The sequence below is a fragment of the Sorangium sp. So ce131 genome (genome assembly GCF_051519095.1).
In the GTDB taxonomy this organism is placed as follows: Bacteria; Myxococcota_A; Polyangia; order Polyangiales; family Polyangiaceae; genus Sorangium.
The window spans coordinates 9,910,790-9,923,737 of sequence record NZ_CP150455.1 but is presented as its reverse complement, the minus strand read 5'-3'; the positions used below and the strand labels follow the sequence as shown (position 1 = coordinate 9,923,737).

General features: G+C 75.2%; 13 protein-coding genes. 8 read left to right on the top strand and 5 right to left on the bottom strand.

From position 1 onward, the window contains the following. Positions 1-226 precede the first annotated feature (226 nt). From WMF43_RS36040 to pdxA, 3 genes are all read left to right on the top strand, one after another. Entirely contained in the window at positions 227-1,672 is a 1,446-nt protein-coding gene (locus WMF43_RS36040) for a TldD/PmbA family protein (RefSeq protein ID WP_437671729.1), read from the top strand. Positions 1,673-1,873: 201 nt separating this feature from the next. Continuing rightward, entirely contained in the window at positions 1,874-2,743 is an 870-nt protein-coding gene (locus WMF43_RS36035) for a winged helix-turn-helix domain-containing protein (protein WP_437671727.1), read from the top strand. An 86-nt stretch (positions 2,744-2,829) separates the two neighbouring features. Next, the gene (gene pdxA, locus WMF43_RS36030; protein WP_437671725.1) at positions 2,830-3,921 is read left to right on the top strand and encodes a 4-hydroxythreonine-4-phosphate dehydrogenase PdxA; all 1,092 of its coding nucleotides are present in this window, start codon (positions 2,830-2,832) and stop codon (positions 3,919-3,921) included. Between the two features lie 106 nt (positions 3,922-4,027). On the opposite strand, the gene WMF43_RS36025 is transcribed toward pdxA, so the two are convergent. The 4 genes from WMF43_RS36025 to WMF43_RS36010 form a co-directional block, all read right to left on the bottom strand. Then, on the bottom strand, positions 4,028-5,053 hold the full coding sequence (locus WMF43_RS36025) for a ketopantoate reductase family protein (RefSeq protein ID WP_437671723.1): 1,026 nt from the start codon (positions 5,051-5,053) through the stop codon (positions 4,028-4,030). A gap of 129 nt (positions 5,054-5,182) precedes the next feature. Beyond that, complete coding sequence (gene dtd, locus WMF43_RS36020; RefSeq protein WP_437671721.1) at positions 5,183-5,635, bottom strand: D-aminoacyl-tRNA deacylase; 453 nt, start codon at positions 5,633-5,635, stop codon at positions 5,183-5,185. A 2-nt stretch (positions 5,636-5,637) separates the two neighbouring features. After that, entirely contained in the window at positions 5,638-6,096 is a 459-nt protein-coding gene (locus WMF43_RS36015) for a hypothetical protein (protein ID WP_437671719.1), read from the bottom strand. After that, positions 6,093-6,848 carry a hypothetical protein gene (locus tag WMF43_RS36010; protein ID WP_437671717.1) on the bottom strand — a complete coding sequence of 252 codons (756 nt, stop codon included), beginning with the start codon at positions 6,846-6,848 and terminating at the stop codon, positions 6,093-6,095. The genes WMF43_RS36015 and WMF43_RS36010 overlap by 4 nt, the downstream gene beginning before the upstream one ends. 660 nt (positions 6,849-7,508) lie before the next feature. Between WMF43_RS36010 and WMF43_RS36005 the strand changes: the two genes are divergently transcribed. The 5 genes from WMF43_RS36005 (at position 7,509) to WMF43_RS35985 (ending at position 12,074) form a co-directional block, all read left to right on the top strand. Then, positions 7,509-9,176: a YcbK family protein gene (locus WMF43_RS36005; protein ID WP_437671715.1), complete on the top strand. Its 1,668-nt coding sequence runs from the start codon at positions 7,509-7,511 to the stop codon at positions 9,174-9,176. 98 nt (positions 9,177-9,274) lie between these two features. Beyond that, positions 9,275-9,823 (top strand): NUDIX hydrolase, encoded by a 549-nt coding sequence (locus WMF43_RS36000; RefSeq protein WP_437671714.1) that lies wholly within the window; start codon positions 9,275-9,277, stop codon positions 9,821-9,823. 370 nt (positions 9,824-10,193) lie between these two features. Continuing rightward, entirely contained in the window at positions 10,194-10,559 is a 366-nt protein-coding gene (locus WMF43_RS35995; RefSeq protein WP_437671712.1) for a hypothetical protein, read from the top strand. 22 nt (positions 10,560-10,581) lie between these two features. Next, a complete protein-coding gene (locus WMF43_RS35990) occupies positions 10,582-11,331 on the top strand; it encodes a Smr/MutS family protein (protein WP_437671710.1) in 750 nt (249 codons plus the stop codon). Further along, the gene (locus WMF43_RS35985; protein WP_437671709.1) at positions 11,331-12,074 is read left to right on the top strand and encodes a hypothetical protein; all 744 of its coding nucleotides are present in this window, start codon (positions 11,331-11,333) and stop codon (positions 12,072-12,074) included. Before WMF43_RS35990 ends, WMF43_RS35985 begins: the two co-directional genes overlap by 1 nt. A gap of 31 nt (positions 12,075-12,105) precedes the next feature. Here the strand turns inward: WMF43_RS35985 and WMF43_RS35980 are convergent, their stop codons facing one another. Then, positions 12,106-12,942 (bottom strand): hypothetical protein, encoded by an 837-nt coding sequence (locus tag WMF43_RS35980; RefSeq protein WP_437671707.1) that lies wholly within the window; start codon positions 12,940-12,942, stop codon positions 12,106-12,108. Positions 12,943-12,948: the final 6 nt, after the last annotated feature.

Here is a 12,948-nt window from a genome sequence, read left to right as displayed (position 1 = left end):
CGTCGCCACCGTCGCCTCCCGCCGCCATGAGTCTGACACACGCGGGGCGCGGGCGAGGCGGTGCGCAACCGTTGCGGGGGCTTGCGCGGGGCCAGCGCGGGCGTGCTCCGGCTCGCTGGCGCGCCGGGGCACACTGGCGCGCCGGGGCACAGGCGCTCGCGCGGGCGGGTCCGACGTGCCGCCCGCGCCTCGACCGCCCCGGCGAATCGACCTAGAGTTGGGCACCATGTCGCGCAGCCAGGCCTACCGTGCCCCGTTCGCTCCAGGAGAGGAAAATGCCGTCGACGCCGCGCTCTGCGAGCGTCTCCTCTCGGTCGCCCTGTCCAAGGGCGGCGATTACGCCGACCTCTTCTTCGAATACCGGGCGGGGGGTGGGTTCACCTTCGATGAAGGCATCCTGAAGGCCGCGTCGCGCGGGGTGTCGATGGGGGTCGGCGTGCGCGTCCAGCGGGGGGACGCGACCGGGTACGCGTACACCGAGGACCTCACCTGGGACGCGATGAAGCGCGCGGCCGAGACGGCGGCGCAGATCGCGACGGGCTCCGGCGGCACGGAGAAGATCGCGCTCCGGCGCCGCGAGCTGCCGGGCCGCTACGATCTGCCCGGCGTCTCGCTCGACGTGCCCGGGCTGGAGAAGCGCTCGCTGCTGGAGCGCGCGAGCGCCGCGGCGCTCGCGTTCGACCCCAGCATCGTCAAGGTGGAGGCGAGCTTCGCCGAGGAGGTGCGCGAGGTCCTCGTCGCCACGAGCGACGGCCGGATGGCGCACGACGTCCAGCCGCTCATCCGCTTCGGCGTGCGGGCGCTCGCCGAGCGCAGCGGCAAGCGCCAGGAGGGGTCGAGCGGCGGCGGCGGGCGCATGACGACGGCGTACTTCGAGGGCAAGTCGCCGGAGTGGCACGCTGAGGAGGCCGCGCGGCAGGCGGTCGCGATGCTCGACGCGCGCGACGCGCCCGCCGGCGAGATGAACGTCGTGCTCGCGCCGGGCGACAGCGGCATCCTGCTCCACGAGGCCGTGGGGCACGGCCTCGAGGCGGACTTCAACCGCAAGGGGACCAGCAACTACTCGGGGCAGATCGGCAAGGAGGTCGCGAGCGGGCTCTGCACCGTCGTGGACGACGCGACGCTCCTCCAGTCCCGCGGCACGATCAACGTGGACGACGAGGGCAACGAGCCCGAGCGCAGCACGCTCATCGAGAACGGCAAGCTCGTCGGGTACATGCACGACCGCCTCTCGGCCCGGCACTACGGGATCACGCCGACCGGCAACGGGCGCCGCGAGAGCTTCGCCGCCGCGCCCATGCCCCGGATGACGAACACCATCCTGCTCGCCGGCCCGCACGATCCCGAGGAGATCGTGCGCTCGGTCAAGCGGGGCATCTTCGCGAAGAAGTTCGGCGGTGGGCAGGTCGACATCTCGAACGGCGATTTCGTCTTCTCGCTGACCGAGAGCTACCTCATCGAGGATGGCAAGCTGACCGCGCCGCTCAAGGGGGTGAACCTCATCGGCAACGGCCCCGAGGTGCTCCGGCGCGTCACGATGCTCGGCCACGACGTCGCCACCTCCGACGGCATCTGGACCTGCGGCAAGGACGGACAGAGCGTCCCCGTGGGCGTTGGTTGCCCTACAATCAAAATCGACCGCATCACCGTCGGCGGCACAAAGATCGGCTGATTTTCCGCTGATTCATCGTGGACGGAATGTAAGCCACGCTGCAGTCCTGGTACGTTTAGCGCGGTGCGTCTTGCAGGCACCGCCGGACACCCGTATACGGGGCGGGTGGCGCGTCGTTCGTTCATAGCCATCGTCGGGCACGGTCCGGACCTGGAACGTGATGAGGGAGCGGCAGCGGTCTTGCGATCGCTGGGCGCCGATGTGAGGACGCTGGACCTGTGGGACGATCCGCCCCGGCTCTTCCATGATGACGAGAGCAAGGCGCGCGCGATCGTCGTCGAGGCGCTCGACCGGCCCGATCTGGCGGCCGCGGCGCTGCGCGCGCTCCGCCGCGAGCCGCGCCTGGAAGAGGTCGGCGCGCTGGTCGCGGTGAGCGTGGCGCAGATCGCGCGCATCGAGCCGTCGAGCGGCTTCGACGACTTCCTGCTCGTGCCGTACGTGCCGGCCGAGCTCTACGCGCGTGTTCGCCTCGTCGAGTGGCGGCGCAGCGAGTTCGCGACCGAAGAGCGCGTGAAGGTGGGCGCGATCGTGATCGATCGCGCGGCGCACGACGTGTCGGTCGGCGGCATGCACGTGCCGCTCACCGCGAAGGAGTTCGCGCTGCTCTCGTACGTGTGCGAACGGCGCGGGAAGGTTGTGTCGCGGACAGAGCTGCTCCGGCGCGTCTGGGGGAGCCAGTACGAGGGAGGCGCGCGGACGGTCGACATCCACGTGCGGCGCCTCCGGGCGAAGCTCGGCGCGGCGCTGCCGCTGGTCACGCTGCGCGGGGCCGGCTACCGGCTGGAGTCGCCGTTGCCCGGCACGGGCCCTGAGGGCGCCGACGCGGCGCGACCGCCGCAGCGGGGCGGGGCGGCCGAGCGCGACGAGCGGCCGGTCGACGAGCGGTCGGTCGACGAGGACGAGGACGACGACGGCGACGGCGACGGCGACGACGAGGAGAGCGACGAGGACGAGGACGACGGCGACGACGAGGAGAGCGAGTCGGCGCGCGAGGAGGACGGCGGTCGCCGATCGGGGTCGACGTCGCTCGGCGGCGAGAGCACCGGCCGCGAGCGGCGTATCGTCCGATGACGGCGAAGGGTCGCCGCGACGCTCCGCGGCCGGCCGCCGGCGCGGCGCGCGGCGGAGGTCGCTCGCGCAGCGCGTCTGTGAAGGCCGTGCCGGCGAAGGCTGCGCCGGCGAAGGCCGCGCCTGTGAAGGCCGCGCCGGCGAAGGCTGCGCCGGCGAAGGCCGGGCCGCCGATCGTCGCGATCAGCGTCGGATGTCCCAGCGGGGTCGGCCCCGAGGTGTCCGTCGCCGGCGCTGCGTCCGCCCAGGGTGTGCGCTGCGTGCTCGTCGGCGATGAGGTGGTCCTGCGGCGCGCCGCGCGGCTCGTCCGGGTCGCCGCGCGGCGGCTCGTGGTGGTGGACGGGAGCGCCGCCATCGAGCGGCTCGCGCCCGGCGAGGTGGGGATCTGGGCGGCGAGCGCGCGGCTCTCGCGGCCGAGCGCATTCGGGCGACCCGAGGCCGAGGACGGCGCGGCGCAGCTCGCGTGGATCGACGCGGCGACGGATCTGGTCCGCGACGGCGTCGCGGCAGCGCTCGTGACGGGGCCCGCGTCGAAGCACGCGATCGCCACGAGCGGCGCGCCGGGCTCGGCCGATTTCCTCGGGCACACCGAGCACCTGGGCCGCCGGCTCCGCGCGCGCGAGGTCACGATGGCCTTCGCCTCCGGCAAGCTCGTGACCGCCCTCGTGACGACCCACGTGCCGCTGCGCGAGGTGCCCGAGGCGGTGAACCCGCGCGAGGTGGCGCGCGCCTCGGTGTGGCTCGCGCGGCTGCTCGCGGATCTCGGGCGGGAGAAGCCGCGCGTCGCCGTCGCCGCGCTCAACCCGCACGCCGGCGAGGGCGGGCTGCTCGGCGACGAGGAGGCGCGGCGGATCGCGCCGGGCATCCGCCTCGCGTCGCGGCGGCTCGCGCGCTCGGGCCCGGCGGCGGAGCTCACGGGGCCCGTCGGCGCGGAGACGGCGTTCCGGCTCGCGGCGCGGGGCGCCCTCGACGGGGTCGTCGCGATGTACCACGACCAGGCGACGATCCCGAGCAAGCTCCTCGGCTTCGGCGAGGCGGTGAACGTGACGCTCGGCCTGCCGATCGTGCGCACGAGCGTCGACCACGGCACCGCCTACGATCTCGCCGGCACGGGGGGCGCGGACCCGCGCGGCATGCGCGAGGCGATCGCGCTCGCGGCGCAGCTCGCGGCGGCGCGCTGACCGGGGCCACCGCGTCGGCGCGTGGTCCTCGTGTGCGCGCGTGGTCCTCGCGCGCTGCGCGCGTCATCACGCGACGCGCATGGTCATCGCGCGCTGCGCGTGGTCATCACGCGATGCGCTTGACCGGGCCGCGCGCGCCGGAGCGACCCTCGATCAGCGCCAGCAGACGCTCGAGCGCCGGCAGGCTCACGCCGTGCTCGCGGCCGATGGCGAGGATCGCGGCGCCCATCGCGAGGTGCTGCCCGTGGAGCTTGGGCCCGAAGTGGACGTCGACGAACCGCAGCGTCTCGGGGAACAGCTGGCGCACGAGCGCGACGCCGGTCTTCGCCGCGAAGGGCCCGGTGAGCCGGGTGAGGAGCTTCGCCCAGGGCGCCACCTTGCCGAGCCGCTCCGCGAGCGCCACGCACTCCCTGGTCGCGTCGAGCGCGGCGCCGAGCGCGTCCCTGTCCGCCACGAGGCCGCTGACGCCGCCGCCCGCGTCGACGGCCGCGATCAGCGGGAAGAACGCGGTCGTGGTGGCGACGTTCTGCGCGCCCACGTCGCGATCGAGCCGCGCCGGCACGCCGGCCTCGGTGAGGCGGCGCGCGAGCTCCTCGAGCCGCGGCCGATCCGACGGCGCGCCTCCCTCCTCGTCGAGCAGCGTCGACGCGACCGCGGTGAGCCAGTAGCGGATTGCGCCGCGCTCGTCGGCGTAGCCCGACACGCTCGGCATCGCGGGGGTGACGCGGCGCTCGGCGGCCCCCTCGAGCGCCGCGCGCTCCGCGGGCAACATCGGCGTGAGCACCGCGATGGGCACGGCCGGCCCGCCGCGAAGGATGTCCGCGACGGTCCTGCCACCCGCCGCGCGCGCCGCGGCGCTGCCGGGGTGGGCCGCGCCGGCGTGGCCTGGCGCGAGCTGATCGAAGCGCACGGTGACCAGGACGATCTCCGCGTCGGCCGGGATGTCGGCCGCGAGGCGCGGCCGCTCGAGCGTGTCGCGGCGCTGCGAGCCGTTCACCTGCTCGATGACGTACGGACCGTCGCCGGCGACGCGCTCCGGCCGGACCACGAACGTGACGTCCTCTCCCTGCGCCGCGAGGCGCACGCCGTAGACGCGCCCGAGCGCGCCTGCGCCCACGATGCTGACCCGCATGGCCCCTCCGGTAGCGCGCTCCGCGCGGGGCGAGAAGAGGACTGTCACGCCGGCCGCAGAGGCTCGCCGGGCGCGGCCACGTCACGCCGGTGCGTCTTCGACGTCCACGGCGGAACGTTCACGTCGAGGTCAGAACGTCCGCTTCGAATCGATGAGGATGGTGACCGGCCCGTCGTTCTCGACGAACACGCGCATGTCGGCGCGGAACCGGCCGGTGGCCACCTCGAGGCCGCGCGCGCGCAGCGCCGCGACGACGCGCTCGTAGAGCGCCTCGGCGCGCACCGGCTCCATCGCGCCGTCGAAGCTCGGCCGGAGGCCGCGGCGGACGTCCCCGAAGAGCGTGAACTGGCTGATCGCGAGCACCCCGCCGCCGCGCACGTCCGCGAGCGCGCGCGACATCTTGCCGGCGTCGTCGCTGAACACCCGGAGGCCCGCGATCTTGCTCGCGACGTGGTCGGCGTCCGCGTCGTCGTCGTCCTTCGCGGCGCCGACGAAGGCCACGAGGCCGCGCTCGATCGCGCCGACCACCTGGCCCTCGACCTCGACGCGCGCCGCGAGCGCGCGCTGCACGACCGCGCGCATCGCTAGCGGTGGGCCGCGCGCGGGGCGGGGCCGGGCTCGGCCCCGGCGCCGAGCCCGAGCTCGCGCATCAGCTTGCTGGTGAGCTTGAAGTACGTGCTGCGGTCGTACGGCTGGTTGAGGATGTGGAAGTCCTTGCGCACGAGCCCCACGCACCCGAAGCAGTAGGTGCAGCCCGTGCAGTCGACCGAGCGCACGAGGTACGACGACTGCGTGCACCGCTCGGACGCGACGCAGTGGCTGCACTTGATGAGATCGCGGCAGCCGCGGCAGTGGGTGCTGTCCGCGCAGCGCTGGGAGTCGACGCAGTAGTGGCACCGCTGGAGCGCCTTGGAGCCCCGGCAGAACGTGCAGTCGACGCAGCGCTCGCACGCGACGCACTCGACGCACCGCTCGTTCGCGGTGCCCGTCTCGTGGCCCTGGAGCAGCTTGCGGAGCTCGGCCTCGAATTCCGCGCGCGTCATTCCGCCTCGCCGCCGGCCTCGGCGACCGCGCAGAGGGCGCCGCGCTCGGCCGCGCCTCCGTCCTCCGGGAGGGAGATCGCGCCCGGCGCGCTCGCGGCCCGCGCAGGGGCGGCGGGCTCGCCGGCGCCGTTCGCGCCCGGGGCCTCGGCCCTGCCGCTCACCTGGCGCCGCAGCCGCTCGGCGGCCTCGCGCGTGGCGGCCTCCTCCGCGAACTCCTCGATGCGCCGGAGCCGCGACTCGAGCACGGCGCGCCGCTTCGGCAGCTCGCCGACGAGGATGTTCGAGAGCTCGTCGATCGCCTCCTGGATGCGCTGCTCGTCGCTGTGCTCGAGCAGCTGGAGGTACACGTCCTGCTCTGCGGGGAAGACGTGGCCGGCGCGGAGGAAGTCGTTCGCGGCCTTGGAGATGTTCGGACGGCCCGAGGCGCCGAGGAGCTTCGACAGGAGGCGCTGCCGCTCGACGGCCTTGGGATCGCTCTGCGGGGGCGGCGCGAGGACGATGCGCCCCGGCGTCTTGGACGCGGCGTCGCGCCCGGACTTGACGCGCCCGCCCTTGCTGTCCTCGACCTCCGGCTCCTTGCGCGGGGAGAACAGCGCCTCGAGCGCGGCGCGGTGCTGCTTCGCCGCCCGCCGGTCCTCGCCGGTCTGCGTCGGGCGCGGCAGCCCTGCGCTGTTCGGCTGACCACGGCCATAGGCGGTGTGGAGCTCGGGATTGTGCCAGACCTTGGTTGCGTCTCTACGAATTCGCCGCATGTCGTGCCCTTGCTGACCTCGGAGCGGCCCTGGACGTGCCACCGGGTTCGGCTTCCGCATCCCGCGTGTGGCGCCCCGCTTGCATCGATGGTGTGGTGGGTGAAGCTTGTGCGTGTTGAGCCGGGCGTTTCCCCCGCGATTCGCGACGGCCCGGACGGGTTGTGCAAGGGACGCGACGCCTGTCGCCGCCGTGGATCTCGTTGCTCGTTGACGCGGAGATCGCGGAGGCTGGGCCGCGCCGCAGTGCGCCGGGCCAACTCTTCCAAGCCGCGCCCGGCTGCGGTCCGCGCGATGAGGGGCTCTGCCCCCATGCTGCCCGGATCCGCGCTCGCGACCCGACCGCAGTCGCGAGGTAGTTGGTTCCTACCACAGCCTCTGGTCAGCGCCGCAGAAAATTGGGCTGCCCTCCGCACTTCATGACATGGGTGTCCTCGGATCTCCTTGATCCCTCACGATCTTTCGCGAGGGGCGTCTCGGAGAGCCTATGTCGAGGTCGCTGACCTCGTCCCGAGGTTTGATTCAAGAAGCGGACCGCCGACTGCCTTCGTCATCCGCCGTCCCGCGGGCGGGCGGCGACCTCGTGTCCGGGAGATCCGAGCGCGAGGCGATGTGCACTCGCGTCGTACCCGACTGGAGCTTTCCATGGTGAGCCTTCGATCCGTGAGCAGCACAGGCGCGGCGCCGCAGGCCGCAGGGGAGGCGATGCGCAGCGTGGAGCCGCGAGCGCGGGGGGCGCGCGTCCGGGCTGCCGCGCTGGCGGCGCTGGTGAGCATCGCGGTGCCGGCCGTCCCGGCCGGGCTCCTCCACGCGGGGCCGCTGCCTGGGGCGCAAGCCGCCGCGAAGGTGGCTGAAGGCAGCGGCGAGCAGGCCCGGCGCGGGCGTCCGCCCGCGAGCCCGTCGGCCGCGGGGTCAGCGCGCCAGACGGAGGCGCGCGACAGGTCGCCCCGTCGTGCGGCGAGGGGCGCTGCGGCGGGGGAGCGGGGAGAGAAGAAGGACGAGAAGGCCGAGAAGAAGAGCGGCGCGGCGGACCGGAAGGCGAGCGCCCGAGGCAAGGCGCCGGAAGCAGCCGAGAGCGCGGACGAAAGGCGCGGCGGCGAGGCGAAGGAGGCGAAGGCGGGCAGGAAGGATCGCGGGAAGAAGAAGGAGAAGAAGAGGGCGGCGCGCGTCGCCGAGAGCAAGCGGCGCGGCGGGAAGAAGGGGACGGACAGGGAGGCTCCCCGGAAGCCGTGCCTCGGTCCGTCGATCTCGATCGATCGCAGCGGGATCGAGCCCGAGCGCCTCGCGCTCGTGGACTGCGCCGGGAGGCCGCGCGAGGAAGCGCGGCGCGCCCTGTCGTTGCTCGCGCGCCCGTGGGGGGCGCCGCGGCCGGCCCTGCCGGAGGAGCGCGCGCCGCTGCGGAAGTCCGAGGCGGAGAGCCGCAAGCGGCGGCCTGGCGGCGACAGGGCGGCGGCCCGGGAGAAGCCGAGCGGGCTGCCGGCCGGGGAGATCGCGCCCGGGGTGCGGCTGCTCGATCCAGGGCTGCTCTCCCGCATCGACGCGCTCACGCGGCGGTATCCCGGCCGGCTCGTGTCGCTCGTGAGCGGGTACCGGCCGCAGAGCCGCGGCAGCCTCCACCAGACGGGGCGAGCGCTCGATCTGCGCATCGCGGGGGTGCGCAACGACGAGCTCGCGGCCGCCTGCCGCGCGCTCGCCGATACCGGCTGCGGGTACTATCCGAACAGCTCGTTCGTGCACGTCGACGTGCGCGCGCCGGGGACGGGGAGCGTCGCGTGGATCGACGCGTCCGGGCCCGGGGAACAGCCGCGTTACGTGGCGTCGTGGCCGCCGCCGCAGGACGAGGCGCAGGGGGCCGCAGCGGCGGGGGGGGCGCCCGGCGAAGACGCCGAAGAGGTGCTGCGGCGGGAGCGCCGCGAGAGGCCCGCGGTGGAGACGGCGGGCGCCGTGGCCGAGAAGGCAGGCGCCGCGGCCGAGAAGGCGAGTGAGGCGGCGGAGAAGGCGGGCGCCGCGGCGGAGAAGGCGGGCGCAGCAGCCGAGAAGGCAGTCTCCGCGGCGGAGAAGGCGGGCGAAGCAGCCGAGAAGGCGAGTGAGGCGGCGGAGGAGGCAGGCGCCGCAGCCGAGAAGGCAATCTCCGCAACGGAGAGGGGGAGCGCCGCGGAGAAGGCGGACGCAGGAGAGGATGAGACGAGCGCTCCGGCGGAGAAGGCGGGCGCAGCGGCGGAGAGGGCCGGGAGCGATGCGCCGGCCGCGCCGGAGCGCGCCGCTCCGAAGAAGGCCGGCGCGACACCGGCGACGCGGGCGGCGAACGACATGCGTCCGAAGCCGCGCTGACCGCGCGGGAGGGCGAGCGCAGGTTGCGCCCGGCGCCAGCGCCGATCACGGCGCGCAGCGAGCTCCTCACGCGCGGGCCGTTGTAGTATCGAGGCCCGATGAGCCTCACGATCCCTCGCAGGCGCGCCTCGGCGGTCGCCGGCAGCTTCGGTCCGCTCGCGGTGCATCGTCACGACGTCGTGGCGGCGGACCTGTCGTATCCCTGCTTCACGCTGGAGCTCGCCGACTGGGTGTCCGTGGCGGCGATCACCGATGCAGGGGAGTTCGTCCTGGTGCAGCAGTACCGGCACGGGGTCGACGCGGTGACGATCGAGACCGCAGGCGGCATCGTGGATCCCGGGGAGGAGCCGGCCCGAGCGGCGCTGCGGGAGCTCCAGGAAGAGACGGGATACGCGGCGTCGTCCCTGGAGCCGCTCGGGTGGGTGCACCCGAATACGGCGCTCCAGGCGAACCGCTGCCACCTTTACCTGGCGCGGGGGGCGCGCCTGGTCGGCGAGCCCGACGGCGACGAGCACGAGAGCACGGAAGCCGTCGTGATGACCGCAAGCGAGGTGACGGCGGCCATGCAGGACGGCCGGATCAGCCATTGTCTCGCCGTGATCACCCTCCTGCGCGCGCTTCCCCTCGCGAGCGCGGCGCCGCGCTGACAGGCTCGCTCGGCCCCGCCCAGCGCGGAGACCCCACGTCGCGAGGCGTCCGGGGGCATGGGGGACTTCCATCGAAGAGACTACCAGCTCGGCCCTGGCCGAGGTCAGGCGTCCATCTCACGACATCTCATCATGGGCATTCACGCCCTTGCCGTCGCTATCGGCCTGAAGGGCATTCCCATCCCTGTGACCATTTCCGACCTTCGATGACATCGACCCCGTAAGCACCTCCGGTCTGGCCGCCGGGGTCGGCGCTCTCGAAAGGCAAGCTCATGGGTGGACGAGCGTGGATCCGTGGTCGCGCGCTCGGGCTCGGCCGAGCGGCGCGCCGCGCGCAGCGGCCCTGGCCCGATGAAGTATCCTGCGCCCGATGCGCTCTCCCGACGGCGCCCCGAGCGCTCCCCCCTCGCCCGCCGAGCTCTTCCGCCGCGTGTTCGAGCTCCTCTCGGCCATGGAGGACGCGCAGCGGGCCAAGGTCATCGGCCTCGCCCGGCGGCTCCTGCCCACCCTGACGGCCGAGGACATCCGCAACCCGCACGACTTCCCCGAGCTCGACGACCCCGACTGGCACTTCGAGGACGGGCAGCTCGCCGGCATCGAGGCCGTCCGGTTTGCGCTCCGCGGTCTCGCGAGCGATGTTCTGGGGGATGGCGAAGGGCGCGAAGCGCGAGAGAGATCCGAGATCGGCGGGCAGCCCGGCACGGGCGGCGAAAGAGGCGGCGCGCAAGGCGAGTGAGCCCTTCTACCAGCCGTTCTCCGTGCTCCGGCCGGCGAAGAAGAAGCCGGCGGCGAAGCCCGCGCAGGCCGGCGCGGCCGCCGCCGCCGCCTCCGCCGCCGCCGCACCCCAGGCCAAGCCGAAGGCGCCCGCTCCCGCGGCGGCGGCCCCGAGACCCGCGCCGGCGGCCCCGAGCGCCGGCGCCGCCGCGCGCGTGGCCGCCGAGCTCGCGGCCCCGCGGCCCGTCGACCCGGAGACCTTCGCCATCTACATGGCCGGCGTCCGCGTGCTCGAGGACCGCGCGAACCGCATCCCGGTCACGGCGAGCCGCGTGGAGCGGGCCGCGCTGCCGACGCTCGCGGCCGATCCGGACGAGGACGCGCGCTCCCGCATGCGCTCGCTCGTCATCGAGGGGATCAAGTTCGAGATCACCGACGACGGCGAGCGCCTCGAGGGCAGGCGCCTCGACGTCGACCCGCGCGAGCTCCGGCGGCTCCGCCGCGCCCGCTACGCCATCGACGGCACCCTCGACCTGCACGGCCTCCGGCTCGAGGCCGCGCGCGATGCGGTCGAGGCGTTCGTCTGCAAGCGCCAGCGCGACGGCGACCGCGTCGTCGCCGTCGTCCACGGCAAGGGCAGCCACTCGCCCGGCGGCTACGCCGTGCTCCGCGGCGAGATCGCCGCCTGGCTCAGCCACGGCCGCGTCGCCCGCCACGTCGCCGCGTTCGCCACGGCCCCGGATGCCGAGGGCGGCGCCGGCGCCGTGCTCGTGCTGCTCGCGCACGGATGCTGATGCCCCCCGCGCGCCGATCCCGCCCTCGCGCCGCGGCGCCCGGGGCACTTCCTCGCGCCGCGGGGCAGGCGGCGCCCGCGGCGTCGCTCCGCGCGCGCGCGCGCCGCGCCTTCCAGCGCGCCGCCGCGCTGCTCGTCCTCCTCGTGCCGGCGTGCGCGCCGGCCCCGCCGCCGCCGGCCCCGCCGCCGCCGAGGCCCGCCCCGCCCCCGCCGCCGGCGGACCTCGGCGAGGGCGAGCTCGGCGAGTACCGCTCGGAGCGCTTCGATCTCCTGCTCCCGCTGCCCGACGCGCGCGGCTTCCGCGTGGAGGACGGCGGCGATCCCTGGCTCGTCGCGACCCACGCCGCGGCGCAGACCTCGCTGCTCGTGCGCGCGTGGCGAGAGGACGGCCGCGCGAGCCGGGCCGCGTGCGAGGCGCGCGCGCGGCTCTGGCGCGACCTCCCGCGCCGCGATCCGAGCCTCACCGCGGTGGAGCGCCGGATCGACGCGCCCGAGGGCTTCGACACCGTCGTGGAGATCGGCGTCGCCGAGACCGCGCCGGGGGCGCCGATCCAGGGGTTCGCGCTCGCCTTCGGCGGCTCCGGCCGGCGCTGCATCGCCTTCGTCGCCGAGACGCGCGCCGCGGGGCCCTCCGCCGAGCGGCTCGTCGCCGAGCGGCTCGCCGCGGTCGTCGAGATCTCGCTCGCCGGCCTCCGCGTCCTGCGCGAGGTCGCGCCCGCCGTGCCGCGCGAGCCGCCGCCGTGAAGCCGCCCCGCGCCGCCGCGGGAGCGCGCGCTCAGCGGTAGACGCCGCCCCGCGCGCGCGACTCGAGCGCCGCGGCGAGCTCCTCCTCGCCGATCGCCCACGCCTCGGTCGACAGCGCGCGCGCCTCGGCGGGCTTGAGCGTCTCCAGCGCGCGCGGCGCGAGGCGCAGCCGCGACAGCGACAGGAGGCGCTCCAGCGCCTCGGACGTCGCGCCCGCGTAGAGCTCCCGCCGCCACGCGCGGTCGATCGCCTCGATCCGCGCCGGGTCCTTCCAGGCCTCGGCGAGCACCACCCGGCCGAGCCGCGCGTCGATGTCGTCGATCCCCGTCGGCAGCGCCACGATCGCCTGCTGCGCCGCGCGCGCCGCGTCGCCGAGGCCGAGCGAGAGCAGCGCGCGGGACGCGTCGAGCAGCCGGGCCTCCTCGGGCCGGAGCGCGGCCCGCTCGACGTACGGGAGCCGCTCCAGCGCGAGCGTGTACCGCTCGCGGCGCACGGCGTCGATCACGGCGGCCAGCGCGTGGAGGACCCTCGCCGTCGGCGGCGCGAACCACGGGTCCGGCTCGGCGCTCGGCCGCTGCGCGGGGTCGTCGAGGTCGAGCGCGGCGGCGCGCCACACCGCCGCGCGCGCGTCGAGCGCGGCGCGCGTCGCCAGCACCGCGAGCAGGAAGAGCGCGACGCCCGGCAAGAGACCCTTGAGGCCCCAGCGCTCGCCGAGGAAGACGCTCGCCGCCGCGATCAGCGCGAGCGCGAGGAGCACGATCCGCCGGCGCCGCCGCCGCGCGCCGCCCTCCGCGGCGCCGGCAGGCCCGCCCGTCGCGCCGAGCGCCTCGGCGCACCACTCGAGCAGCCGCGTCCATGCAGGGCCCACTTCTGC

Excerpts from the sequence above, each read along its gene's own strand:
- WMF43_RS36040 (WP_437671729.1), top strand. The coding sequence starts at position 227 with ATGTCGCGCAGCCAGGCCTACCGTGCCCCGTTCGCTCCAGGAGAGGAA.
- WMF43_RS36025 (WP_437671723.1), bottom strand. The coding sequence starts at position 5,053 with ATGCGGGTCAGCATCGTGGGCGCAGGCGCGCTCGGGCGCGTCTACGGC.
- dtd (WP_437671721.1), bottom strand. The coding sequence starts at position 5,635 with ATGCGCGCGGTCGTGCAGCGCGCGCTCGCGGCGCGCGTCGAGGTCGAG.
- WMF43_RS36015 (WP_437671719.1), bottom strand. The coding sequence starts at position 6,096 with ATGACGCGCGCGGAATTCGAGGCCGAGCTCCGCAAGCTGCTCCAGGGC.
- WMF43_RS36010 (WP_437671717.1), bottom strand. The coding sequence starts at position 6,848 with ATGCGGCGAATTCGTAGAGACGCAACCAAGGTCTGGCACAATCCCGAG.
- WMF43_RS36000 (WP_437671714.1), top strand. The coding sequence starts at position 9,275 with ATGAGCCTCACGATCCCTCGCAGGCGCGCCTCGGCGGTCGCCGGCAGC.
- WMF43_RS35995 (WP_437671712.1), top strand. The coding sequence starts at position 10,194 with ATGCGCTCTCCCGACGGCGCCCCGAGCGCTCCCCCCTCGCCCGCCGAG.
- WMF43_RS35985 (WP_437671709.1), top strand. The coding sequence starts at position 11,331 with ATGCCCCCCGCGCGCCGATCCCGCCCTCGCGCCGCGGCGCCCGGGGCA.